This window comes from Streptomyces sp. NPDC048506, assembly GCF_040651315.1.
Lineage (GTDB): Bacteria > Actinomycetota > Actinomycetes > Streptomycetales > Streptomycetaceae > Streptomyces.
In genome coordinates this window covers 1-23139 of the sequence record NZ_JBEZIX010000082.1, presented here as the reverse complement: position 1 = coordinate 23139, position 23139 = coordinate 1, and the positions used below count along the sequence as shown (strand labels likewise).

The window sequence follows — 23139 nt, the reverse complement described above, 5'->3', positions numbered from 1 at the left end:
CCGGCTACCTACCGGTGCGCGCCGTCTCCAGGAGCTCCTCCGCATGGGCACGGGCCGTCTCGGAGTCCTCCTGGCCCGCCAGCATGCGGGAGAGCTCTCGGACCCGCTCCTCGCCCTCCAGGACGGTGACGCCGCTCCTGGTGACCGACCCGTCGTTCGTCTTCGCCACCAGCAGCTGCCGGTCCGCGAACGCCGCGACCTGCGGGAGGTGGGTGACGACCACGACCTGCGCCGACTTGGCGAGCCTGGCCAGCCGCCGGCCGACCTCGACCGCCGCCTTGCCGCCGACACCCGCGTCGACCTCGTCGAAGAGGTAGGTCGGTACCGGGTCGGAGCCGGCGAAGACCACCTCGACGGCGAGCATCACCCGGGAGAGCTCACCGCCGGACGCCCCCTTGGCGATCGGACGGGGCGGGGCACCCGGGTGCGGGGCCAGGAGGAGTTCGACCTCGTCGGCACCGGCTGGTCCGTAGGCCACCATGCGGCCGCCGACCTCGATGCCGTCGGCGTCCTCGGGCACCTCGGTCTGGCGGATCTCGACGGTCACCCGGGCGTGCGGCATGGCCAGTTCGGCGAGCTCGGCGGTGACCGCGTCCGCGAACCGCTTCGCCGAGTCCGTGCGGGCGTCGGTCAAGGTCTGCGCCAGCTCGCCGAGTTCGGCGCGCAGGGCGTCCCGTTCGGCGGTCAGCTCACCGATCCGGTCGTCGTCGCCGTCCAGTTCGGCGAGCCGGGCGGCGCTCCGCTCGGACCACGCCAGTACCGCGGCGATGTCCTCGCCGTACTTACGGGTGAGGTGGTGCAGAGCGGCGCGGCGTTCCTCGACCGCGGCGAGCCGTAGCGGGTCGGCGTCCAGATTGTCCGCGTAACTGGCGAGTTCGCCCGCCACGTCCGCCATCAGGATGCCGATCTCGCCGAGCCGTTCGGAGAGCCCCGCGAGCTCCTGGTCGTGGCTGCGCACGGCCTCCAGCGCACGGTGCGCACCGGCGACCAGGGTGGTGGCGTCGACGGCCTCGGGGTCCTCGGGGTTGCCGGCCAGCGCGGCGTGCGCGGCGGTGGCGGCGGAGGCCAGCGCCTCGGCGTGGCCGAGCCGCTCGGCCTCGGCGGCGAGTTCGACGTCCTCACCGGGCTGCGGCTCGACCGCGGCGATCTCGTCGAGGCCGAAGCGCAGCAGATCGGCTTCCTGGGAGCGTTCGCGGGCCCGAGTGGTCAGCTCGTCCAGCTCCGCGGCGACGGCGCGCAGCCGGCGGTGGGCGGCGGTGTACTTGGCGAGCGGAACGGCCACCGCGTCCCCGGCGTAACGGTCCAGCGCCTGGCGCTGGCGGGCCGGCCGCAGCAGGCCCTGCTGGTCGGTCTGGCCGTGCACCGCGACCAGGTCGTCGGCCAACTCCCCCAGCAGGCCGACCGGTACGGAGCGGCCGCCCACGTGGGCGCGCGAACGGCCCTCCGCGGACAGGGTGCGGCTGATCAGCAGGGCGCCGTCGTCCAGCTCGGCGCCGGCCTCCTCGGCCCGGACCGCGGCGGGGGCGTGGGGGCCGACGCTGATCCTGCCCTCCACGACCGCCGATTTGGCGCCGATCCGCACCAGGGCGGGGTCGGCGCGCCCGCCGAGCAGCAGGCCGAGGCTGGTGACGACCATGGTCTTGCCCGCGCCCGTCTCGCCGGTCACCGCCGTGAAGCCGGGGGACAGCTCGACTACGGCGTCGTCAATGACGCCCAGGGACCGGATCCGCATCTCCTCCAACACGGATACGACCTTACGAGGTCCGGGGGGCGCCCCGCGACGGCCTCCCCTGTCTCGAGCTCCCGGCACTCCTGTTCCCTGCGCCCGGCACTGCCGTTCCGGGCGCCCGGCTCGGGCTGTTCCGGGCGCCCTGTACCGGTTGTTCCGGGCTCCACGTTCCGGCGCTTGCGAGCTCCACGTACCTGCTGTTTCGAACTCCCCGTACCAGCCGTTCCGCGGTCGGTACCGGCTGTTCCGCGTGCGTTATCGCCTGTTCCGCGTGCGGTACTGCGGAAAACCCCACCCCAAGTCGGAGGGATACCTCATGGTGCGTGGTCGCCCTCGGCCGTCACGCTGATCACGGTCCGAAACGAAAGGTGTGCTCATGTCCAGCGGATTGGCGCGTGCGGCGCTGCGCGGCCATCGGCCCGCGTTCGCGGGGACGGCGGTGGCGGCGCTGTTCGCCGCGACGGTGGTCGGCGCGGCGACGACGATGCTGGTCGCCACGGGCGCGGACGGTGTCCCGCCCGGCGCGCGGCGGGCGATGGCGGCGCACGGCGTCGGGGACATGGCGCTCGTGCTCCTCCTCGGCTCCCTCTATATGTCGATCTTCGTGGTCGCCTCCACGATGGGCACCGCCGTCGCCCAGCAGCACCGCGAATTCGCGATGCTCCGCGCGATCGGAGCCCGGCCCTGGCAGATCCGGCGGGCGACCGCCGTGCAGGCGGTGGCGGCCGCGGTCCCGTCGGCGCTCGCCGGGTGCGGGCTGGGGGCGGTGCTGGCGCGCTGGTGGTTCGCCGGGATGGTGGACCACGGACTGGTCCCCCGCGAGGTGCCCTTCCGGTTCAGCTGGCTGGCGCTGCCGGTGTGCCTGGCGGTGGCGGTGGTCACCTCCGCGCTCGCCGGGCTGCTGGCCGCGAGCCGGTTCGCGGCGCTGCGCCCCGCGCGGGCCCTGGAGGAGGCGGCGGCCGGCCGCCGGAGGCTGGGCCTGCTGCGGCTGCCGCTCGGGCTGGCGGCGACGGCCGGCGGTGTGATCGTTTCCCGGCTGCTCGCCGGGCAGCCGGCCGAGAAGGCCGGCCAGGGTGCCTTCCTGGTGCTGCTGCTCTTCTGCGTCGGCGTGGGGTTGCTGGGGCCGCGCATCGTCAGCCCGGCCGCCTGGCTGGTGTCCCGGCTGATCGGCCGGTTCGGCAGCGCGGCCGAGTTGGCGATGCAGAACGTCACGACGCAGTCCCGCCGCTTCGCCGCCGCAGTGGTCCCGCTGGTCCTGGTCGTGGCGTTCGGCACCACGAAGATCGCGCTGCACACCACCGCCGAGCACCGGACCGGTTCCGCCGGTCCGACCGGCGAGGTGTGGCTGGACTACATCGGCACCGGGCTGTACGCGGGCTTCGCCGCCATCGCCGCCGCCAACACCCTGGCCATGATCACCGCCGAGCGCCGCCGCGACATGGCGCTGCTGCGCCTGGTCGGTTCGCACCCCCGGCAGGTGCGGGCGATGGCTGCCTGGGAGGCGGCCGTGGTCGCGGGCACCGCCCTCGTCCTCGGCGCGGCGATCGCCCTGTTCACCCTCGCCCCGATCCTCCAGCAGGCGTTCGGTGACGCACTGCCGTATCTGCCCTGGACCACGGCCGGCGCCATAGCCGGCGGCACCCTGCTGCTCGCGCTGCTCGCGACCGGCCTGCCCGTCCACCTCAACCTGCGCCGCCGCGCCACGGAAACCCTGACCGCGGCCTGACCCCTTACGAGGTACGCACCGTGAACGACCCCGGAAATCCTCCGCACCGCACCCGCCGCCCGCGCCGTGGCGCGCCGCTGCTGCTCCTCGCGCTGGCCGCCGCCACCGCGCTCACCGCCACCACGGCCTGCGCCGGCCCGGCCCGCGCGGACCGCTCCGGCGCCACCGGCCACCCCGCGTCCGACGCCAGTGCCGGCGCCACCCGTGCCCCGGGCGACGGGGTCGGCGCGCTGGAGGGCGTCTGGCGGATGGACGGCTACGGCACCCTCGTCAGCATCCGGGGCCGCGCTCTGCGGACGTACGAGACCACCGCCGTCAGCTGCCTCCCCGGCTCCCTCACCGGCACCCGCTCCGGCACCCCCGACGCACACGGCGGGCGCCGCTTCACGGTCCCGGACTCGGCGCCGCTCACGGTGACGCCGGACGGCGCCGGGCGCGCCCGACTGGCCATCGAGGACAACGTCGGCCGGCGGACGCTGCACCGCATCGCCGCACTCCCGCACCGCTGCATCCAGCGCCCGGCCCGCGACCCCCGCGCGGTCTTCGACGTCTTCTGGCACACCTACGCCGAGAACTACCCCTTCTTCCGCGCGAAGAAGATCGACTGGGCGGCGGTCCGGGACCGCTACCGCCCCCGCATCACGGCACGGACCAGCGACGACGAGCTCTTCGCGATACTCCGCTCGATGATCGAGCCGCTGCACGACGCGCACACCCGGGTCGTCGCCGGCCCCGACCGGTGGTTCGCGGGCAAGCGGCCCGGCACGGTCCTGCCCACCGCGGAGTCCACCGCCCGCATCGACCGGGCGATCGCCGCCACCCTCGGCGCCGGCACCGTCCAACACCGTTGGGCCCAGGGCAAGCTGGCCTACGCCGATCTGCCCGGCCGCATCGGCTACTTCCGCATCACCCAGTTCGCCGACTACACCCGAAAGGGCGACTACGCCGGAGACGTCGCCGAGCTCGACCGGGCCCTGAACGCGGTGTTCACCACGGCCCGCACCAAGGGCCCGACGGCCCTGCGCGGCCTGATCGTCGACGTACGGCTCAACGGCGGCGGAGCGGACCCGCTCGGGCTGCGCATCGCCTCCCGGCTCACCGACCGCCCGTACCTCGCCTACCGCAAGCGGGCGCGGAACGACCCCGGTGACCCGGGCGCCTTCACCACGCCCCAGCCGATACGAATCCGCCCGTACCGAGGCCCGGTCTACACCGGCCCGGTGGCGGTCCTCACGGGCCGGTTGACGATCAGCGCGGGCGAGACCTTCACCCAGTCCCTGATCGGTCGCTCCCCCGCCCCCACCCGCATCGGCGAGAACACCCAGGGCGTCTTCTCCGACATCCTGGGCCGCGCCCTCCCGAACGGCTGGACCTTCGGCCTCCCCAACGAGGAGTTCCTGACCGCCGACGGCCACACCTTCGACGGCACCGGCATACCCCCCACCGTCCCCGCCCCCGTCTTCACCGACCAGGACCTCTCCGCCAGCCGCGACACGGCCCTCACCCGCGCCAAGGAGCTCCTCGGCGGTGGTGCGGTGGGGGCCGGCGATCGGCGGGGACCGGGGGCCGCGGGGAGCGACGCGCCTCGGGGAGGCAAAGGAGGCACTCCTTAGTGCGGTTTAGTGCGGTGCCCCCCGCCACCCGGCCACCGGGAGGGCGAACTTGGCGACCAGACGATCCGTGAAGGAGGCATGGTGGAGCCGCGCCAGGCGTACGGGGATGGCGCCGCGGCGGACCTCGACGCGGGCGCCCGCGGGGAGTTCGACGCTGCGGCGGCCGTCGCACCACAGCACGCCGTGCGGGGTCTTGGGCTGGACCTCGACCGCCAGGACGGAGCGCGGCGAGGTGACCAGCGGCTTGGCGAAGAGGGCGTGGGCGCTGATCGGGACCATCAGCAGGGCCTCGACCTCGGGCCACACCACGGGGCCGCCGGCCGAGAAGGCGTAGGCGGTCGATCCGGTGGGGGTCGCACAGACCACCCCGTCGCCGCCGAAGCGCGAGACCGGCCGGCCGTCGACCTCGGTCACGACCTCCAGCATCCGCTCCCGTGCGGCCTTCTCCACCGAGGCCTCGTTGAGGGCCCAGTCGGTGTGCACGACATGGCCGTTGTTGCGGACGAGGACGTCGAGCGTCATCCGCTCCTCGACCTCGTAGGCGCGGGTGACGACCCGGTCGACGACCTTGTCGAGGTCGTCGCGCTCGGCCTCGGCGAGGAAGCCGACCCGGCCGAGGTTGACGCCGAGCATCGGAACCCCGGACGTCCTGGCGAAGTCCGCGCCGCGCAGCAGCGTGCCGTCGCCCCCCAGGACCACCAGCAGTTCGCAGCCCTCGGCCGCGCACTGCTCCGACTCGACGCGCTGGACCTCCGGCGGCAGCGGCAGGTCCGCGGCCTCCTCCGCCAGCACCCGCACCCCGATCCCGCTGCGCAACAGTCCCTGGACGACGAGTTCGGCGCTCCGGATGGCCGCGGGGCGGCCGGTGTGTGCGAGCAGGAACACCGTCCGCTCGGCTCCGGTGTTCTCCTGTGCTGCGCTGCCTTCAACTGCCTGGGTTGTGGTCAACGAGGCCCCTCCGCCACTGCACGGTCGACGTCCGCCGGGTCGAGTGCAGGCGCCCCGGCTCGCAGCCAAAGAAAGTACTCGACATTGCCGGAAGGTCCAGGCAGCGGGCTCGCCACCACGCCGAGTACGCCAAGTCCCAGCTCGGCCGCCCGGCTCGCGACGGCGCGTACCGCCTCGGCGCGCAGCGCCGCGCTGCGCACGACCCCGCCACTGCCCAGCCGCTCCTTGCCGACCTCGAACTGTGGCTTGACCATCAGCACGAGGTCCGCGTCCGGTGCCGCACAGCCGACCAGCGCGGGCAGCACGAGCCCGAGCGGGATGAAGGAGAGATCGCCGACGATCAGGTCGACGGGCTGCCCGTCGATCTGCTCCAGCGTCAACTCGCGTACGTTGGTGCGGTCCTTCACGGTGACCCGCTCGTCGCTCTGCAACGACCAGGCGAGCTGTCCGTATCCGACGTCGACGGCGACGACATGACCGGCGCCGGCCCGCAGCAGCACGTCGGTGAAGCCACCGGTCGAGGCGCCCGCGTCCAGCGCCCGCCGGCCCTCGATCCGCAGGCCGCGCGGGACGAAGGCGGCGAAGGCCCCGGCGAGCTTGTGGCCGCCACGCGAGACGTAGTCGGGGTCGCTGTCGTCCGCACGGACGACCAGGGCGGCGCTGGTCTCCACCTGAGTGGCCGGCTTGGTCGCGGTCGCACCGCCGACGGTCACCCGGCCCGCGGCGATCAGCTGGCTCGCGTGCTCGCGCGAGCGGGCCAGCTTGCGGCGCACCAGCTCCGCGTCGAGTCGGCGTCGTGCCACTCCTGCCACCTGTGGTTCAGCTCCTGTTGTCGTACGCCGCCGGGGAAGTCGGCGTGGCGGAATCCGCCCTCGGGGAGGCCGGGGGCGGTGCGGGCGGCCCGGGGTGCTGGTCGAGGCCGGCCAGCACATCGCGCAGTCCACGGTGCACATCCTCGTACACCTGGAGGTGGCCGCTCGACGGCAGGTGGTCGGCATCGGCGAGGCGCCGCAGCCCGGCGTCGACCGCGGGCTGTCCGGTGGGCGTCACGCCCACCCCGAGCGGCCGCGGCCCGTCGGGCGCGGCCGGCTCCCCCTGCGCGCCGGGACTCCCGGGCCCAGGGCGCGCACCGGACTCCCCGCGCTCCTGGAACCGCACGGGCTCACCGGGCTCACCGGGCTCCCCCGACTTCCCTGACTCCCGGAGCCGCACGGGCTCCCCCGACACGGGCTCGCCGGTCGCCACGGCCCCGGCATCGGCCACCGCCCCGGCGGCTTCCCGCGCCCCCACGGCCTGTGCGGTCCCTGCGGCGTCCGCGGCTCCCCCGGGCGCCTCCGGCTCCGGGCCGGACATCGGCTCTTCCATGCCCCCGACGCTACCTCGGCGGGCAGTGACACGGGCGAACGAGCCGCCCGCGACCTGGCGTATCGTCGCCTCCGATGGCAACCCTCGACCAGTGCCGTGCCGCGCTCGACCGGCTGGCCCAGAACCTGTCCTCCGCCGACGGCAGCGTGCGCAGCGCCGCCGCCCTCGACCGTTCGCTCAGCTGCCACATCACGGACCTCGATGTGACGTTCCTCGGACGACTGGCCGGCGGCACCATCCGGGACGTCACCAGCGTGCCCGGCCCGCCCCCGCACAAGGCCGAGATCCGGCTGTCCATGGCGGGCGACGACCTGGTCGCGCTGGTCGACGGACAGCTGAACTTCGCCCGGGCCTGGGGCAGCGGCCGGGTCAAGCTGGAGGCCGGTCTGCGCGACCTGCTGCGCCTCAGGACGCTGTTGTAGCGGCCCCGGCCCCGGCCCCGGCCCCGGCCCCGGCTCCGGCCCCGGCGGCATCGTCCGTGCGCTGCCGGCGCGGCGTCCGTGCCGCCGGTACCACCAGCGGTGTTCCGGTCTCCGGGTCGTCGATGACCTGACAGCCGATCCCGAAGACCCGCTGCACCAGCTCCGCGGTGACGACATCGCCCGGTGCGCCCTCGGCGACGACCGCGCCGTCCTTCATGGCGATGAGGTGGGTCGCGTAACGGGCGGCCTGGTTGAGGTCGTGCAGCACCGCGACCAGCGTCCGCCCCTGCTCCTCGTGCAGCTCCGCGCACAGGTCCAGCACCTCGATCTGGTGCTGGATGTCCAGGTACGTCGTCGGCTCGTCCAGGAGGAACAGCGGCGTCTGCTGGGCGAGCGCCATCGCGATCCACACCCGCTGCCGCTGCCCGCCGGACAGCTCGTCGACGTAGCGGTCGGCCAACTCGCCGACGCCGGTGGCCGCCATCGACTCCTGGACGATCCGCTCGTCGTCGGCGGACCACTGCCGCAGCAGCCCCTGGTGCGGGTAGCGGCCGCGCGCCACCAGGTCCGCGACGGTGATCCCGTCCGGCGCGATCGAGGACTGCGGCAGCAGCCCCAGGGTCCTGGCGACCTTCTTCGCCGGGAGCGAGGAGATCGCGGAGCCGTCCAGCAGCACCGCGCCCGCGGCCGGCTTCAGCATCCGCGAGAGCGCGCGCAGCAGCGTGGACTTGCCGCAGGCGTTCGGGCCGACGATGACCGTGAAGGAGTGGTCGGGGACGGCGACCGAGAGGTTCTCGGCGATGACCCGCTGGTCGTAGGCGAGGGTGACGTTCTCGGCCGTGAGACGGCTCACTGAAAAGCTCCTGGGGTCGTGGTGTCGCGGTTGCCGCCCGGGACGGGTCGGGCCGGTGCCTGCGGTGTCCGTCGGCCTCTCACATCCGTCCCGCCTTCCGCTCGGTGACCAGCAGCCACAGCAGATAGCCGCCGCCGAGGACGCCGGTCAGCACGCCCACCGGCAGTTGGTCGGCGCCGAAGAGCTGCTGCGAGGCCCAGTCGGCGGCCACCAGCAGCACGGCTCCCATGATTGCGGCGGGCAGCAGGTTGGGGCCGGGCGACCGGGTGAGGCGCCGGGCCAGCTGGGGTGCGGTGAGCGCCACGAAGGCGATCGGCCCGGCCGCCGCGGTGGCGGAGGCGACCAGCACGACCGCGGCCAGCAGGACGACGATGCGGACCCGGTCGACGCGTACGCCCAGCGCGTAGGCGGCGTCGTCGCCCATCTCCAGCATGCGCAGCGGCCGCCCGTAGAGCAGGACCAGGGGGAGGCAGACGGCGCAGACCGCGGCCAGCGGCCAGACCTGGTCCCAGTCGCGGCCGTTGAGGGAACCGGTCATCCAGGTGGTGGCCCGGGTCGCCTCGACGATGTTCGCCTTGGTCATCAGGTAGAGCACCATCGCGTAGAGCATGGCGCTGGCCCCGATGCCGACGAGCACGAAGCGGTAGCCGTGGATGCCGCCCTTCCAGGCGAGCAGGAAGATGGCGACACCGGTGACCACCCCGCCGGCCACCGCCCCCATGGCGACCGCGACCGTCCCGGCCTGGAAGTAGACGATGGCGACCAGCGCTCCGACGGACGAGCCCTGGGCGAAGCCCAGGACGTCGGGGCTGCCCAGCGGGTTGCGGGTGACGGTCTGGAAGACCGCCCCGGAGATCCCGAACGCGGCGCCCACCAGCAGCCCCACCAGGACCCGCGGCAACCGGAGGTCCTGGACGATGAACTGCTGGCCGGGATCGCCGCCGCCGGTCAGCGCGCCGAGCACCTCGGCCGGTGTCATCGGGTAGTCGCCGGAGCCGATCAGCGCGACCGCGGCGGCCAGTGCGACGGCCAGCAGCAGCAGTCCGACGACGACGGAGCGGACGTCCAGCCGGAGCGAGAGCCCTCCCCGGGTGCGCACCGCCCGCACCTGCTTCGTGCCCTGCCCGGGCCTGTCGATCGTCCTCACAGCTGGGCCATCCTCCGACGCCGTACGAGATAGATGAAGACCGGGCCGCCGACGACGGCCGTGACGATGCCGACCTGTAGTTCGCCGGGGCGGGCCACGACCCGGCCGAGGACGTCCGCGCCCAGCAGCAGGACCGGCGAGAGCACCGCGGAGTACGGCAGGATCCAGCGCATGTCGGGACCGGTGATGGCCCGTACGACGTGCGGAACCATCAGGCCGACGTAGACGATCGGGCCGCAGGCGGCGGTCGCCCCGCCGCACAGCAGGGTGATGGCGAGCATCGCCGTCACCCGGGTGCGGGTCAGCCGGGTGCCCAGCGCCCGCGCCTGGTCGTCGCCGAGCGCGAGGGCGTTCAACGGCCGGGCGATGGACAGCGCGAGGACGGCGCCGACCGCCAGGAACGGCGCGATCTGAGTGACCGTCGGCAGGGTGGCGGAGGCCAGCGAACCGACCGTCCAGAAGCGCATCTTGTCCAGTGCGGCGGTGTCCATCAGGTTCACGGCGTTGAGGTAGCCGACGAGGACGGCGGTGAGCGCGGTGCCGGCGAGGGCGAGCCGGACGGGTGTGGCGCTGCGGGTGCCGCCGAGGACGTACACCGCGACGGAGACCACCGCGGCGCCGGCGAAGGCGAACCACACATAGCCGGTCAGCGAGGTGACGCCGAGGAAGCTGATGGCGGAGACGACGGCGGCCGAGGCGCCGGCGTTGATGCCCAGAACTCCCGGGTCCGCCAGGGGATTCCGGGTCAGCGCCTGCATGACGGTGCCGGCGAGGCCGAGGGCGGCGCCGACGATCAGACCCAGCAGGGTGCGGGGGACGCGCACGTCGTGGACGATCACGTCGGTGTCGTTGCCGGAGTAGTGGAACACCCCGTGCCAGACCTGGTCGAGGGGTATCTGCTTGGCGCCGACGGCGATGCCCAGCACGGTGACGACGGCGAGCACGGCCACGGAGGCGAGCAGCCCCGCGGAGCGTATGACCTGCCGTCTCCGGAGCGCCGCGGGGGCCGGGGCCGTTGTTGCTTCGGGGGGACTGTCAACCAACACGAAGGTTAGGTTAGCCTACCCTCACATTCGACTTGCCGGCCCTCCCAGAGAGAAGCACACCCACCATGAGCACCTCCCGAAGCGTAACTCCATCCCGCCGTGGCGTCCTGGCCGCGGGCGGTGCCATCGGCATCGGCGCCCTGCTCGCCGCCTGCGGTGGGGGCAAGGGCTCGGAAGGCGCCAACGGCGGCTCCAAGGGCGGCCCGTGGTCCTTCACCGACGACCGCAAGCAGAAGGTCTCCCTCACGAGCACCCCGCAGCGGATCGTCGCCTTCACCGGAACCGCGGCCGCGCTGCACGACTTCGGGATCGACGACCAGATCGTCGGCGTCTTCGGCCCCACCAAGCTCAAGAACGGCAAGCCCGATCCGCAGGCCGGCGACCTCGACGTCAACAAGGTCAGCATCATCGGCAACGCCTACAACCAGTTCAACGTGGAGAAGTACGCGGGGCTGCGCCCCGACCTGCTGGTCACCAACATGTACGAGCCGGACGCACTGTGGTTCGTCCCGGACGACAGCAAGGACAAGATCACCAAGCTGGCGAAGTCGGTGGCCATCACCTCGTCCCGGGTCCCGCTCGTGAAGATCATCGAGCGGTACGCCGAACTGGCGGAGTCGCTCGGCGCCGACCTCAAGGCCAAGAAGGTCACCGACGCCAAGGCCCGTTTCGAGCAGGCCTCCGAGAAGCTGCGCCGGGCCGCCAAGTCCCGTCCGGTCAAGGTGCTCGCCTGCTCCGGCAGCCCCGACCTCTTCTACGCCTCCAACCCCGGCATCAACGCCGACCTCATGTACTACAAGTCCCTCGGCGTCGACCTGATCGTGCCCGACCACCTGGACAAGGGCGGCTACTTCGAGGGCCTCAGCTGGGAGAACGCCGACAAGTACCGTGCCGACGTGCTCCTGCTGGACAACCGCACCGCCACCCTCCAGCCCAAGGACCTGGCCGCCAAGCCCTCCTGGGCCAAGCTGCCCGCAGTCAAGGCCGGCCAGATCACCCCGTGGTCGAGCGAGCCGCGCTTCTCCTACGCGGGCTCCGCACCGCTCATCGAGTCGCTGGCCAAGGCGATCGAAAGCGCCAAGAAGGTCAACTGACGCCGCGTTCCCCGGCCGCGGTGGAGCACCCGCCACCGCACTCCACCGCGGTCCCATCCCCCACCACCGTTCCGGGAGGTTCCCGCATGACCACGACCGTCGCCCCCGCCACCGCACCGTTCCGCTTCTTCGACGTGCACGTCGTACGCACCCGGCGGCTCGGCCCGTCCCTGATGCGGATCACCTTCGGCGGCGAACGGCTGGACGCACTGGCCTGCGGCGGTCGCGACCAACGGTTCAAGCTCTTCCTCCCGCAGCCCCACCAGGACCGCCCCGTCTTCCACGACACCGGCGACGGGTGGTACGCCGCCTGGCGGGCCCAGGACCCGGCCGAGCGCGCGGTGATGCGCTCGTACACGATCCGCGAACAGCGGCCCCACGCAGGGGAGTTCGACGTGGACTTCGCGCTGCACGGCGCCGAGCCGGGAGCCGCGGTGACGGCGGGCGGGCCGGCCTCCCGGTGGGCCGCCGGCGCCCGGCCCGGCGACCGGCTGACCGTGCTCGCCCCGGTCGTCGAGGACAACGGCGGGGTCGACTTCCGCCCGCCGACCGGCACCGACTGGATCCTGATCACCGGCGACGAGACGGCGCTGCCCGCCATCGCCGGCATCCTGTCCTGGCTCTCCCCCGGCACCCGGGCCGCGGTCTGGATCGAGGTCGACCACGAGGACGACCGGCAGCAGCTGCCGACCTTCGCGGACGCCGAGGTCACCTGGCTCGTCCGGGACCGGGCGGCCGCCGGGAGCGGCGAGCCGGTGCTCGACGCACTGCGCGCCGCCGAGCTGCCCGGGGGCACCCCGTACGCCTGGGTCGCCGGCGAGGCGGGCACCGTCAAGGCGGTGCGCCGGCACCTGGTGCGCGAGCGCGGATTCGACCGCAGGGCCGTGAAGTTCACCGGCTACTGGCGGCGCGGCGCCACCGAGGAGGACCTGATCGCGGAGCTGACGGCCGGCACGGCGCCCGACGAGGACTGAAACGCCGGCGAGGACCGGGCCGTCCGCCGCCGCAGCGCACCGGGGCCCCCGCAGCGCACCGGAGCCCCTCAGCGCACCGGGGCTCCGCAGCGCACCCGGCCCCGCCCCGAGGACCGGGGCCCCGCCACGAGGGGCCCCGGTCCTCACATCCCGATCCGGGCCAGGGCCTTGCCCGCGTCCGCCGTGCAACTGCCGCTCCCCGCGGCCGTCCAGGCCGCCGCGCAGAGCGCCCGCAGTCCGTCCAGCGGGGTGCCCTCGCCGGTCACCGCGAGCGCGTCCCCGGCCGGCTCGGCCCGCCAGCCGCCGCAGCGGAAGCCGCCGCCGTCCTCGGTCACCTCCGGCTGCGGCACCAGCAGCCCGCGCAGATCGGCCTCCACGTAGGCCGGCCGGTGCTGCGGCGGGGCCGCCAGCAGTTCGGCGGCGGTGGTGACGCCGGTGAGCACCAGCAGCGCGTCGACCCCGCCGTTGAAGGCGCCCTCGATGTCGGTGTCCAGCCGGTCCCCGATCACCAGCGGCCGCCGGGCGCCGGTCCGCAGCACCGTCTCCCGGTGCATCGGCGGCTGCGGCTTGCCGGCCACCTGCGGCGTCCCGCCGGCCGCGATCCGGACCACCTCCACCAGCGCGCCGTTGCCGGGCGCGATCCCGCGCTCCTTGGGGATGGTCAGATCGGTGTTGGACGCGAACCACGGCACCCCGCGCTGCACCGCGTACGCGGCCTCCGCCAGCCGCCCCCAGTCCAGCGTCGGGTCGTAGCCCTGCACCACCGCCGCCGGCTCGTCGTCCGCGGAGAACACCGGCCGCAGACCGCGTTCGCGCAGCGCCACCACGAGTCCCTCGCCCCCGACGGCCAGCACCCGGGCACCCGCCGGCACCTGCTCGGAGATCAGCCGCGCCACCGCCTGCGCCGAGGTGATCACGTCGTCCGCGCCGGTCGGCAGTCCGAAACCGGTCAGCTGGTCGGCGACGGCCTGCGGGGTGCGGGCCGCGTTGTTCGTCACATACGCCAGGTGCATCCCGCCGTCCCGGGCGACGGTCAGCGACTCCACGGCATGGGCGATGACCTGTCCGCCGGCGTAGACGACCCCGTCCAGATCCAGCAGCGCCGTGTCGTACGCCTCGCTGAGCGCGCGCCGGCTCCCGTCGGGCCGACGCCGCCCACTCCCGCCCGCCCGCCCGCGAATCCGCTCGTCCATGCCGTCTCGCTCCTCGCTCCCGGGGCGCGCTCCGGGCTCCCCTGGGGCGCGCCGTGCTCCGCGGTGCACATCCGATACTTCCAGCCACTCTCGGGCCGTCCCCCGATCTTCCCTCATCGGCCCCGCGGCATAGCATTCTTCAATGACCAGTACCGACGGCCTCCGCCTCCTCCCGTTCCGCGGACTGCGCTATGCCCCGGACCGGGTCAGCAGCCTCACCGCCGTGACCTCGCCACCGTACGACGTGGTCGTCCGGCCGGAGGGGGTGCGCCATCTGGAGACCGCCGATCCGTACAACATCGTCCGGTTGATCCTCCCGCACGCCGCGGACCCCTCCACCCGCCACCGGCAGGCCGCCGACACCCTGCGCCGCTGGCGCACCGAGGGCGTGCTGGCCCAGGACCCGGAGCCCGCGCTGTACGTCTACGAGCAGCGGGCCGGTGAGGTGCTCCAGCGCGGGCTGATCGGGGCGCTGCGCCTGGACGGCCCGGTGCTGCCGCACGAGGACGTGATCCCCGAGGTGGTCGAGGACCGGGCCGCGCTGATGCGCGCCGCGGCCGCAAACTTCGAGCCGTTGCTCCTCTCCTACCGTGGCCGGAACTCTGCGAACGGCGCCACGGCCGTCATCGAGCGCGTGGTGGAGCGCACCCCACTGCTCGCCACCACCACGGAGGACGGCTTCCGGCACCGCCTGTGGGCGGTCACCGACCCCGCCGACCTCGCGGCCATCGACGCCGACCTCGCCCACCGACAGGCGCTGATCGCCGACGGCCACCACCGCTGGGCGACCTACCAGCGGCTGTACGAGCAGCAGCCCGGCGCCGGCGCGCGCTCGCCGTGGGCCTCCGGCCTGGTGCTGCTGGTCGACACCGCCCGCTATCCGCTCCAGGTGCGCGCGATCCACCGCGTGCTGCCCCACCTGCCGCCCGCCAAGGCGCTGGCGGACCTGGACGGCGTCTTCCGCGCCCGCGCCCTCCCGGGCGAGCTGTCCGCCGCCCTGGAGGCCCTGGAGGAGACGCCCGGCACCGCCTTCGTCCTGGCCGGCGGGCGGGGTTCCTTCCACCTCCTGGACCGTCCCGACGCCGGGCTGCTGGACCGTACGATCCGCCGCGACCGGCCCGAGGCCTGGCGGCGACTGGACGCCACGGTGCTGCACTCGGTCCTGTTGGACGAGGTCTGGCACATCCCCGACCGCCCGTCCGACATCGGCTACCTGCACCACGCCGAGGCCGCCGTGGAGCACGCCGCGCGGCTCGGCGGCAGCGCCGTCCTGATGCGCGCCACCTCGGAGGAGACGGTCCGTCAACTCGCCGAGCGCGGTGTGACGATGCCTCGGAAGTCCACCTCCTTCGGCCCCAAGCCGGCCACCGGCCTGGTCCTGCGCACCCTGGACGACATCGACAACTGAATCCCGCGGGGCGTCCGCCCGTCGCCCGACACCTCGACACACCCCGGCAGCGCGGTTAGGTTAGGCTTACCTCACCGCGTCGCCGGGTCGGGTCTCCCTGCCCCTGTGCACACCCCGCCCTGCACAGGACGTGGTCAACTCCGCACCAGGGAGGACCCCTTCATGAGTCTCCTCGCGCACTCCGCCGAGGACCCGGCCGACAGCCGGACGTATCTGCTCAACAACGGCACGGCCCAGCACTACCGCAGCGCGGTCACCGACAGCGTCACGCGGATCAGCGCCAAAATCGCCGGCACCGCCCGCCCGTTCACCGGCATCTCGGTCGACGGCCTGACGCCCACGGTCGCCGGCGTCGACCTCGACGCACCGCTCCACGACGCCGCCGCCGCGCTCGACGAACTCGAAGAGCTCTACCTCCGCGACGCCGTCTACTTCCACCACCCGCGCTACCTCGCGCACCTCAACTGCCCGGTGGTGATCCCCGCCCTCGTCGGCGAGGCGGTGCTCTCCGCGGTCAACTCCTCCCTGGACACCTGGGACCAGAGCGTCGGCGGCACGCTCATCGAGCGCCGGCTGATCGACTGGACCGCCGAACGGATCGGCCTCGGCGACCGCGCCGACGGCATCTTCACCAGCGGCGGCAGCCAGTCCAACCTCCAGGCCATGCTGCTCGCCCGCGACGAGGCCTGCCGCCGGGAACTGAGCCGCGACGGCGCCCCCGCCTCCCTCAAGTTCTCGACTCCTCCCCCACTCTCAACTTCGTTCGAGCAGGGGGACCCCCATGAACAGGGGGGACCCCCGTCCCGGCTCACCGACGTCCTGCCCCGGCTGCGCATCCTCACCTCCGCATGCAGCCACTTCAGCATCCGCAAGGCCGCCACCCTGCTCGGCATGGGCGCCGAGGCCGTCATCTCCGTCCCCACCGACGCCGACAAGCGGATGCGCACCGACGCCCTGGCCGACGCCCTGGCCCGCTGCCACGCCGACGGTCTGATACCCATGGCCGTCGTCGCCACCGCCGGCACCACCGACTTCGGCTCCATCGACCCGCTGACCGAGACCGCCGACCTGTGCGCCCGCTACGGCGCCTGGATGCACGTCGACGCCGCCTACGGCTGCGGTCTGCTGGTCTCCCGCCGACGTGACCTGCTCGCCGGCATCGAACGCGCCGACTCGGTGACCGTCGACTACCACAAGTCCTTCTTCCAGCCGGTCAGTTCGAGCGCCGTCCTGGTCCGCGACCGGTCCACCCTGCGGCACGTCACCTACCACGCGGACTACCTCAACCCGCGCCGGATGGCCGAGCAGCGCATCCCCAACCAGGTCGACAAGTCGATCCAGACCACCCGCCGCTTCGACGCCCTCAAACTCTGGCTCACCCTGCGCATCATGGGCGCCCAGGCCGTCGGCGAACTCTTCGACGAGGTCATCGACCGCGCCGCGGACGCCTGGAAGACCCTCCATGACGACCCCCGCTTCGAGGTCGTCGTCGAGCCGCAGCTGAGCACCCTGGTCTTCCGCTACGTCCCCGGCGCCGGCCTGGACCCCGAGCTCACCGACCGGGTCAACCTGCACGCCCGGGAGGCCCTGTTCGCCTCCGGCGACGCGATCGTCGCCGGCACCAAGGTCGACGGCCGCCACTACCTCAAGTTCACCCTGCTCAACCCGGAGACCACGCTGGAGGACATCGCCACCGTCCTCGACCTGATCGCCGAGCACGCCGGCGCCTTCCTCGCCGCGCAGCAGCAGCCGGCGCTCAGCACGCGCTGACCGGCCCCCGTCAACCCCCTTCCCGGAGACCCGTGTGTCCGCCCCTTACGACTTCATCGCCATCGGCCTCGGCCCCTTCAACCTGGGCCTGGCCTGCCTGACCGAGCCGATCGACGAGCTCGACGGCCTGTTCCTGGACGAGCGGGCCTCGTTCGACTGGCACCCCGGCATGATGCTGGAGAGCAGCCACCTCCAGGTGCCCTTCATGGCCGACCTGGTCACGCTCGCCGACCCCACCTCGCCGTTCTCGTTCCTCAACTACCTCAAGGAATCGGGCCGGATCTACTCGTTCTACATCCGCGAGAGCTTCTATCCGCTGCGCGCCGAGTTCAACGACTACTGCCGCTGGGCGGCCGCCAAACTCGACTCCGTCCGCTTCGGTCACCGGGTCGCCACCGTCGAGTACGACGAGGGCGAGGAGCTCTACACCGTCCACGCCGAGCACCTCCCCACCGGCGAACGCCGCACCTTCCGCGCCCGCAGGCTCGTCCTGGGCACCGGCACCCCGCCACACCTCCCCGACGCCTGCCAGGGCCTGGGCGGCGACATGCTGCACAACGCCGGCTACCTGGACGCGAAGGCCGCCCTCCAGGCCAAGGAGTCCATCACCGTCATCGGCAGCGGCCAGAGCGCCGCGGAGATCTACTTCGACCTCCTGACGGACATCGACAGCCACGGCTACCACCTGACCTGGGCCACCCGCTCCCCGCGCTTCTTCCCCCTCGAATACACCAAGCTCACGCTGGAGATGACCTCACCGGAGTACGTGGACTACTTCCACGCCCTCCCCCAGGCCACCCGCGACCGGCTCAACGCCACCCAGAAGCACCTCTACAAGGGCATCGACTCCGCCCTGATCAACGACATCTTCGACCTGCTTTACCAGAAGAACCTGGCCGGCCCCGTCCCCACCCGCCTGCTCACCAACACCGCGCTGAACACCGCGCGGTACGACGAGGCCACCGGCACCTACACCCTCGGCCTGCGCCAGGAGGAACAGGGCGCCGACTTCTCCCTCGACACCCAGGGCCTGATCCTCGCCACCGGCTACCGCTACCGCGTACCGGACTTCCTCACCCCGGTACGCGACCGGATCGTCTGGGACGACGCCGGCCGCTACGACGTGGCCCGCAACTACAGCATCGACACCACGGGCCACGGCATCTACGTGCAGAACGCCGAGCTGCACACCCACGGCTTCGTCACCCCCGACCTCGGCATGGCCGCGTACCGCAACGCCTGCATCATCCGCGAGCTGCTCGGCCGCGAGTACTACCCGGTCGAGAAGGCCATCGCCTTCCAGGAGTTCGCCGCCCCGGCCGGCCCGCACCACACCACGGAGATACCCGCATGACCGCCCCCCTCTTCACCCGCACCGACCCCGCCCTGGGGGAGTTCTCCCTCCGGCCGGTGGACCCCGCCGCCGACGCCGAGCTGCTGCACTCCTGGGTCACCCACCCCAAAGCCGTCTTCTGGCTGATGCAGGACTGCGACCGCGCCGCCGTCGAGAAGGAGTTCCGGCGGATCGACGCCGACCCCCACCACGACGCCTTCCTCGGCCTGCGCAACGGCACCCCCGCCTTCCTGATGGAGCGCTACGACCCCGCCCACCGCGAGTTGGTCGGCATCCACACCGCCGAACCCGGCGACGTCGGCATGCACTTCCTGTGCGCCCCCACCGACACCCCGCTGCACGGCTTCACCCGCGCCGTGATCACCACCGTCATGGAGATGCTCTTCGCCGACCCGGCCCACCGCCGCGTCGTCGTCGAGCCGGACGCCCGCAACACCGCCGTGCACGCCCTGAACCGGGCCGTCGGCTTCGAGGTCCAGCGCACCGTCTCGCTCCCCTCCAAAGAGGCGTACCTCAGCACCTGCACCCGCGACCAGTTCCTGGCCACCCGAGGAGTACACCGATGACCGCCGGCACCCCGCCGACCGCCCAGGACGCCGTCGCCCACCTCACCCCCGAGCTGTGGGCCCGCGCCAACCGGCTGCTGATCCGTAAGGGCCTCGCCGAGTTCGCCCACGAGCGGCTGCTCACCCCGCAGCGCCTGCCGCAGGACGGCCACTACGCCGTCCGCAGCGACGACGGCGGCACCGAGTACCGCTTCGCCGCCCGCAGACAGGCCCTCGACCACTGGCAGGTCGACCCCGACAGCATCACCCGCCACCGCGGCCAGGCCGAACTCCCGCTGGACGCCCTGGAGTTCTTCATCGAACTACGCGACGCCCTGGGCCTCGGCGCCGAGATCCTCCCGGTCTACCTGGAGGAGATCAGCTCCACCCTCTCCGGCACCGCCTACAAACTGGCCGCCGAGCACCCCACCGCCGCCGAGCTCGCCGCCGCCGACTTCCAGGCCATCGAGACCGGCATGACCGAGGGCCACCCCTGCTTCGTGGCCAACAACGGCCGCCTCGGCTTCGGCATCCACGAGTACCACGCCTACGCCCCCGAGACGGCCAGCCCCCTGAAGCTGATCTGGCTCGCCGCCCGCCGCGACCGCGCCACCTTCACCGCCGGCGCCGGCCTCGACTACGACACCCTCATCCGCGACGAGCTCTCCGAGGACACCCGCACCCGCTTCACCAGCACCCTCACCGGCCTCGGCCTCGACCCCGACGACTACTACTTCCTCCCCGCCCACCCCTGGCAGTGGTGGAACAAGCTCTCCGTCACCTTCGCCGCCGAGGTCGCCCAGCAGCACCTGGTGTGCCTGGGCCCCGGCGACGACGACTACCTCGCCCAACAGTCCATCCGCACGTTCTTCAACACCACCGCGCCGGCCAAGCACTACGTCAAAACGGCCCTCTCGGTCCTCAACATGGGCTTCATGCGTGGCCTGTCCGCCACGTACATGGAGGCCACCCCGGCCATCAACGACTGGCTGGCCCGCCTGATCGACGCCGACGACACCTTCAAGGCCGCCCGCTTCTCGATCATCCGCGAGCGCGCCGCGATCGGCTACCACCACCGCCAGTACGAGGCCGCCACCGAGAAGGGCTCCCCGTACCTGAAGATGCTCGCCGCCCTGTGGCGCGAGAGCCCTGTCCCCACCCTGGAACCGGGCCAGCGCCTGGCCACCATGGCCTCGCTCCTCCACCTCGACCGCGACGGCGGCTCCCTCGCCGCCGCCCTCGTCGAGGAGTCCGGCCTCGACCCGGCGGTCTGGCTACGCCGCTACCTCGACGCCTACCTCACCCCCGTCCTGCACGCCTTCTACGCCTACGGCCTGGTCTTCATGCCGCACGGCGAGAACGCCATCCTGGTCATCGAGGACGGCGCCGTGGCCCGGGTGATCTTCAAGGACATCGCGGAGGAGATCGCCGTCATGGACCCCCACGCGGTCCTGCCGCCCGCGGTCGAACGCATCCGTGCCGACGTCCCCGAGGACAAGAAGCTCCTCTCCGTCTTCACCGACGTCTTCGACTGCTTCTTCCGCTTCCTGTCCGGCACCCTCGCCGACCGCGGTGTCCTCGACGAGGACACCTTCTGGCGCACGGTCGCCGAGTGCGTCACCGACTACCAGACGTCGAACCCGCAGCTCGCCGACAAGTTCGCCCAGTACGACATGTTCACCGACGAGTTCGCGCTCTCCTGCCTCAACCGCCTCCAGCTGCGCAACAACCAGCAGATGGTCGACCTCCAGGACCCCGCGGGCGCCCTCCAGCTCATCGGCACCCTCCGCAACCCCATCGCCCGCCACACCCCGTCCGCCTGACCCGCCGCCACCAACGCCGAAGGGCGGGACCCCCTCGGGGTCCCGCCCTTCACCGTCTCTCAGCTCAACGCTGGCTCAGCGCTGGCTCAGCCCTTCTCGGGCCGCTCACCGGAGTCCGTGCCGGCACCCTCGGCGTCGTTCTCCGCGTCGTTCTCCTCGTCCACCTCGCCGGACTCCTCCAGCACGTCGGTGAACTCCACACCGTCCAGCTCCGCCAGCCGGTCCGAGGCATCCGTCGTACCGCCCTGGTCGGCCTCCAGCGCCTTGGCGAACCAGTCGCGCGCCTCCTCCTCGCGCCCGACCGCCAGCAGGGCATCCGCGTACGCGTAGCGCAGCCGCGCGGTCCACGGGTGCACCGCGGTCGACGCGAGCTCCGGGCTCTGCAACGTCACCACCGCCGCGTCCGCCTGTCCCATGTCCCGACGGGCCCCCGCCGCGACCAGCCGCATCTCGACCTGCCCGGCCCGGTCCAGCTTCTGCACCTCGGGCTCACCGGCCATCGCCAGTGCCTTCTCCGGACGGCCCAGACCGCGCTCGCAGTCCGCCATCACGGGCCACAGCTCCACGCTGCCGGTCATCCGCCGCGCCGCCCGGAACTCCGCGAGCGCCTCGCCGTACTTGCCGACCGCGTACGCCGCGAAGCCCGCGGCCTCCCGCACCGCCGCGACCCTGGACGCCAGTCGCAGCGCCACCCGCGAGTACCCGTACGCCTTCTCCGGTTCCTCGTCCAGCAGCCTGGCGACCATCACCAGGTTCCTGGCCACGTCCCCGGCGAGCGTCTTCGGCAGGCTCATCAGCTCCTGCCGCACGTCCTTGTCGACCTCCTCACCGGTGACGTCCTCCGGAATCGGCAGCCGCTTGATCGGCTCCCGGTCCCGGTCCCGACGCTCGTCACGACGGTCGTCCCGGCCACGGCCACCGCCGTAGGGGCGCCGCCCGCCGCGCTCGTCGTCCCGGCGGAAACCACCGCGGTCGTCGCGCCGCGGCCCCCGGTCATCGCGCCGGAAACCACCACCGCGGGCGCCACCACGGTCGTCCCGCCGCTCGTCCCGCCGCTCGTCACGACGGTCATCGCGCCGGAACCCGCCGCGGTCACCACCACGGTCGTCCCGCCGGAAGCCGCCACGCTCGCCACCGCGATCATCGCGACGGAAACCACCGCGCTCGTCGTCCCGCCGGAACCCACCACGGTCGTCACGCCGCTCATCCCGCCGATCGTCGCGACGGTCATCCCGGCGATCGTCCCGCCGGAACCCGCCGCGCTCGCCCCGGTCACCACCGGAGTAACGGTCATCACGACGGAACCCACCGCGGTCGTCCCGGCGGTCGTCCCGCCGCTCCTCGCGCCGGAACCCGCCGCGGTCACCACCACGGTCGTCCCGCCGGAAGCCGCCACGCTCGCCACCGCGATCATCGCGACGGAAACCACCGCGCTCGTCATCCCGCCGGAACCCACCCCGGTCGCCGCGGTCGTTACGGTCGCCGCCGTAGGGCCGGCCACCGTCACGCCGGAACGAGGGACGCTCCCCACCCCGCTCGTCACGCCGGAACCCGCCACCGCGCTCGTCGTCACGCCGCGGACCACGCGGCCGTTCGTCACGACGGTCGTCACGCCGATCATCGCGCCGGTCGTCACGACGCTCACCGCCACGGAACCCCCCGCGGTCGCCGCCGTAGGGCCGGTCCCGGTCATCGCGGCGGAACCCACCGCGGTCGTCCCGCCGCTCCTCGCGCCGGAACCCGCCGCGGTCACCACCACGGTCGTCCCGCCGGAAGCCGCCACGGTCCCCGCGGTCCCCACCACGGCTGTCGCGTCGCGGCCCCCGGTCATCACGCCGGAAACCACCGCGGTCGCCGTCGTCACGCCGCTGCGGCCGGCGCTCCGAACGATCGTCGGAAGAGTTGGTGGACATCGACGTGACTCCTGTCTTCGGTACTGCATTCATTCTCACGCACCGACCGGTTCGGCGCGCTTCGGCAAAACAAAAGGACCCTTGGTCCCAGCATGAACGCTGGGACCAAGGGTCCTTGAAAGATTGTTCGGCGGCGTCCTACTCTCCCACAGGGTCCCCCCTGCAGTACCATCGGCGCTGAAAGGCTTAGCTTCCGGGTTCGGAATGTAACCGGGC

At 73.0% G+C, this 23139-nt stretch carries 20 protein-coding genes and 1 rRNA gene; 10 read left to right on the top strand and 11 right to left on the bottom strand.

The window, feature by feature from the left end:
- Positions 1–4: 4 nt before the first annotated feature.
- Positions 5–1732 carry a DNA repair protein RecN gene (gene recN / locus AB0C96_RS40430; RefSeq protein ID WP_362924995.1) on the bottom strand — a complete coding sequence of 576 codons (1728 nt, stop codon included), beginning with the start codon at positions 1730–1732 and terminating at the stop codon, positions 5–7.
- 373 nt (positions 1733–2105) lie between these two features.
- Between recN and AB0C96_RS40425 the strand changes: the two genes are divergently transcribed.
- A complete protein-coding gene (locus AB0C96_RS40425; protein ID WP_362924981.1) occupies positions 2106–3455 on the top strand; it encodes an FtsX-like permease family protein in 1350 nt (449 codons plus the stop codon).
- A 20-nt stretch (positions 3456–3475) separates the two neighbouring features.
- On the top strand, positions 3476–5068 hold the full coding sequence (locus AB0C96_RS40420; RefSeq protein ID WP_362924979.1) for a S41 family peptidase: 1593 nt from the start codon (positions 3476–3478) through the stop codon (positions 5066–5068).
- Between the two features lie 6 nt (positions 5069–5074).
- Here the strand turns inward: AB0C96_RS40420 and AB0C96_RS40415 are convergent, their stop codons facing one another.
- From AB0C96_RS40415 to AB0C96_RS40405, 3 genes are read right to left on the bottom strand one after another with little or no spacing between them, the layout of a single operon-like run.
- Complete coding sequence (locus AB0C96_RS40415; protein WP_362924978.1) at positions 5075–6016, bottom strand: NAD kinase; 942 nt, start codon at positions 6014–6016, stop codon at positions 5075–5077.
- A complete protein-coding gene (locus tag AB0C96_RS40410) occupies positions 6013–6828 on the bottom strand; it encodes a TlyA family RNA methyltransferase (protein WP_362924977.1) in 816 nt (271 codons plus the stop codon). Before AB0C96_RS40410 ends, AB0C96_RS40415 begins: the two co-directional genes overlap by 4 nt.
- Before the next feature lie 7 nt (positions 6829–6835).
- Complete coding sequence (locus AB0C96_RS40405; RefSeq protein WP_362924994.1) at positions 6836–7174, bottom strand: hypothetical protein; 339 nt, start codon at positions 7172–7174, stop codon at positions 6836–6838.
- Positions 7175–7455: 281 nt separating this feature from the next.
- Here AB0C96_RS40405 and AB0C96_RS40400 point away from each other — a divergent pair, with 281 nt between their 5' ends.
- Complete coding sequence (locus AB0C96_RS40400) at positions 7456–7803, top strand: SCP2 sterol-binding domain-containing protein (protein WP_362924976.1); 348 nt, start codon at positions 7456–7458, stop codon at positions 7801–7803.
- Here the strand turns inward: AB0C96_RS40400 and AB0C96_RS40395 are convergent.
- The 3 genes from AB0C96_RS40395 to AB0C96_RS40385 form a co-directional block, all read right to left on the bottom strand.
- Positions 7787–8656 (bottom strand): ABC transporter ATP-binding protein, encoded by an 870-nt coding sequence (locus tag AB0C96_RS40395; protein ID WP_362924974.1) that lies wholly within the window; start codon positions 8654–8656, stop codon positions 7787–7789. The two genes, AB0C96_RS40400 and AB0C96_RS40395, sit on opposite strands and share 17 nt — an antisense overlap.
- 79 nt (positions 8657–8735) lie before the next feature.
- Positions 8736–9803, bottom strand: a complete 1068-nt coding sequence (locus AB0C96_RS40390) for an iron chelate uptake ABC transporter family permease subunit (protein ID WP_362924973.1) — start codon at positions 9801–9803, stop codon at positions 8736–8738.
- The gene (locus AB0C96_RS40385) at positions 9800–10849 is read right to left on the bottom strand and encodes an iron chelate uptake ABC transporter family permease subunit (RefSeq protein WP_362924971.1); all 1050 of its coding nucleotides are present in this window, start codon (positions 10847–10849) and stop codon (positions 9800–9802) included. The genes AB0C96_RS40390 and AB0C96_RS40385 overlap by 4 nt, the downstream gene beginning before the upstream one ends.
- Before the next feature lie 65 nt (positions 10850–10914).
- Between AB0C96_RS40385 and AB0C96_RS40380 the strand changes: the two genes are divergently transcribed.
- Both AB0C96_RS40380 and AB0C96_RS40375 read left to right on the top strand, forming a co-directional pair.
- Positions 10915–11943, top strand: a complete 1029-nt coding sequence (locus AB0C96_RS40380) for an ABC transporter substrate-binding protein (protein ID WP_362924970.1) — start codon at positions 10915–10917, stop codon at positions 11941–11943.
- Between the two features lie 86 nt (positions 11944–12029).
- Positions 12030–12917 (top strand): siderophore-interacting protein, encoded by an 888-nt coding sequence (locus tag AB0C96_RS40375; RefSeq protein WP_362924968.1) that lies wholly within the window; start codon positions 12030–12032, stop codon positions 12915–12917.
- Between the two features lie 143 nt (positions 12918–13060).
- Here the strand turns inward: AB0C96_RS40375 and AB0C96_RS40370 are convergent, their stop codons facing one another.
- Entirely contained in the window at positions 13061–14110 is a 1050-nt protein-coding gene (locus AB0C96_RS40370; RefSeq protein WP_362924966.1) for an HAD-IIA family hydrolase, read from the bottom strand.
- A gap of 142 nt (positions 14111–14252) precedes the next feature.
- Here AB0C96_RS40370 and AB0C96_RS40365 point away from each other — a divergent pair, with 142 nt between their 5' ends.
- The 5 genes from AB0C96_RS40365 (at position 14253) to AB0C96_RS40345 (ending at position 21010) form a co-directional block, all read left to right on the top strand.
- On the top strand, positions 14253–15518 hold the full coding sequence (locus AB0C96_RS40365) for a DUF1015 domain-containing protein (RefSeq protein ID WP_362924964.1): 1266 nt from the start codon (positions 14253–14255) through the stop codon (positions 15516–15518).
- 162 nt (positions 15519–15680) lie between these two features.
- Complete coding sequence (locus tag AB0C96_RS40360; protein WP_362924962.1) at positions 15681–17288, top strand: aspartate aminotransferase family protein; 1608 nt, start codon at positions 15681–15683, stop codon at positions 17286–17288.
- Positions 17289–17322: 34 nt separating this feature from the next.
- A complete protein-coding gene (locus AB0C96_RS40355) occupies positions 17323–18642 on the top strand; it encodes a lysine N(6)-hydroxylase/L-ornithine N(5)-oxygenase family protein (protein WP_362924960.1) in 1320 nt (439 codons plus the stop codon).
- Entirely contained in the window at positions 18639–19208 is a 570-nt protein-coding gene (locus AB0C96_RS40350) for a GNAT family N-acetyltransferase (protein WP_362924958.1), read from the top strand. The genes AB0C96_RS40355 and AB0C96_RS40350 overlap by 4 nt, the downstream gene beginning before the upstream one ends.
- Positions 19205–21010, top strand: coding sequence for an IucA/IucC family siderophore biosynthesis protein (locus AB0C96_RS40345; RefSeq protein WP_362924957.1), 1806 nt, complete (start codon positions 19205–19207; stop codon positions 21008–21010). The genes AB0C96_RS40350 and AB0C96_RS40345 overlap by 4 nt, the downstream gene beginning before the upstream one ends.
- Before the next feature lie 86 nt (positions 21011–21096).
- Here the strand turns inward: AB0C96_RS40345 and AB0C96_RS40340 are convergent, their stop codons facing one another.
- The 3 genes from AB0C96_RS40340 to rrf form a co-directional block, all read right to left on the bottom strand.
- Positions 21097–21864, bottom strand: coding sequence for a hypothetical protein (locus AB0C96_RS40340; RefSeq protein WP_362924993.1), 768 nt, complete (start codon positions 21862–21864; stop codon positions 21097–21099).
- Positions 21804–22661 (bottom strand): hypothetical protein, encoded by an 858-nt coding sequence (locus AB0C96_RS40335; RefSeq protein ID WP_362924999.1) that lies wholly within the window; start codon positions 22659–22661, stop codon positions 21804–21806. The genes AB0C96_RS40340 and AB0C96_RS40335 overlap by 61 nt, the downstream gene beginning before the upstream one ends.
- A gap of 387 nt (positions 22662–23048) precedes the next feature.
- Positions 23049–23139 (bottom strand): 5S ribosomal RNA (rrf, locus tag AB0C96_RS40330); the annotation flags it as partial.

Bases quoted from the DNA above. Each gene is read 5' to 3' on its own strand.
- AB0C96_RS40425 (WP_362924981.1), top strand. From the start codon at position 2,106: ATGTCCAGCGGATTGGCGCGTGCGGCGCTGCGCGGCCATCGGCCCGCG.
- AB0C96_RS40360 (WP_362924962.1), top strand. From the start codon at position 15,681: ATGAGTCTCCTCGCGCACTCCGCCGAGGACCCGGCCGACAGCCGGACG.
- AB0C96_RS40350 (WP_362924958.1), top strand. From the start codon at position 18,639: ATGACCGCCCCCCTCTTCACCCGCACCGACCCCGCCCTGGGGGAGTTC.
- AB0C96_RS40375 (WP_362924968.1), top strand. From the start codon at position 12,030: ATGACCACGACCGTCGCCCCCGCCACCGCACCGTTCCGCTTCTTCGAC.
- AB0C96_RS40345 (WP_362924957.1), top strand. From the start codon at position 19,205: ATGACCGCCGGCACCCCGCCGACCGCCCAGGACGCCGTCGCCCACCTC.
- recN (WP_362924995.1), bottom strand. From the start codon at position 1,732: ATGCGGATCCGGTCCCTGGGCGTCATTGACGACGCCGTAGTCGAGCTG.
- AB0C96_RS40400 (WP_362924976.1), top strand. From the start codon at position 7,456: ATGGCAACCCTCGACCAGTGCCGTGCCGCGCTCGACCGGCTGGCCCAG.
- AB0C96_RS40370 (WP_362924966.1), bottom strand. From the start codon at position 14,110: ATGGACGAGCGGATTCGCGGGCGGGCGGGCGGGAGTGGGCGGCGTCGG.
- AB0C96_RS40365 (WP_362924964.1), top strand. From the start codon at position 14,253: ATGACCAGTACCGACGGCCTCCGCCTCCTCCCGTTCCGCGGACTGCGC.
- AB0C96_RS40380 (WP_362924970.1), top strand. From the start codon at position 10,915: ATGAGCACCTCCCGAAGCGTAACTCCATCCCGCCGTGGCGTCCTGGCC.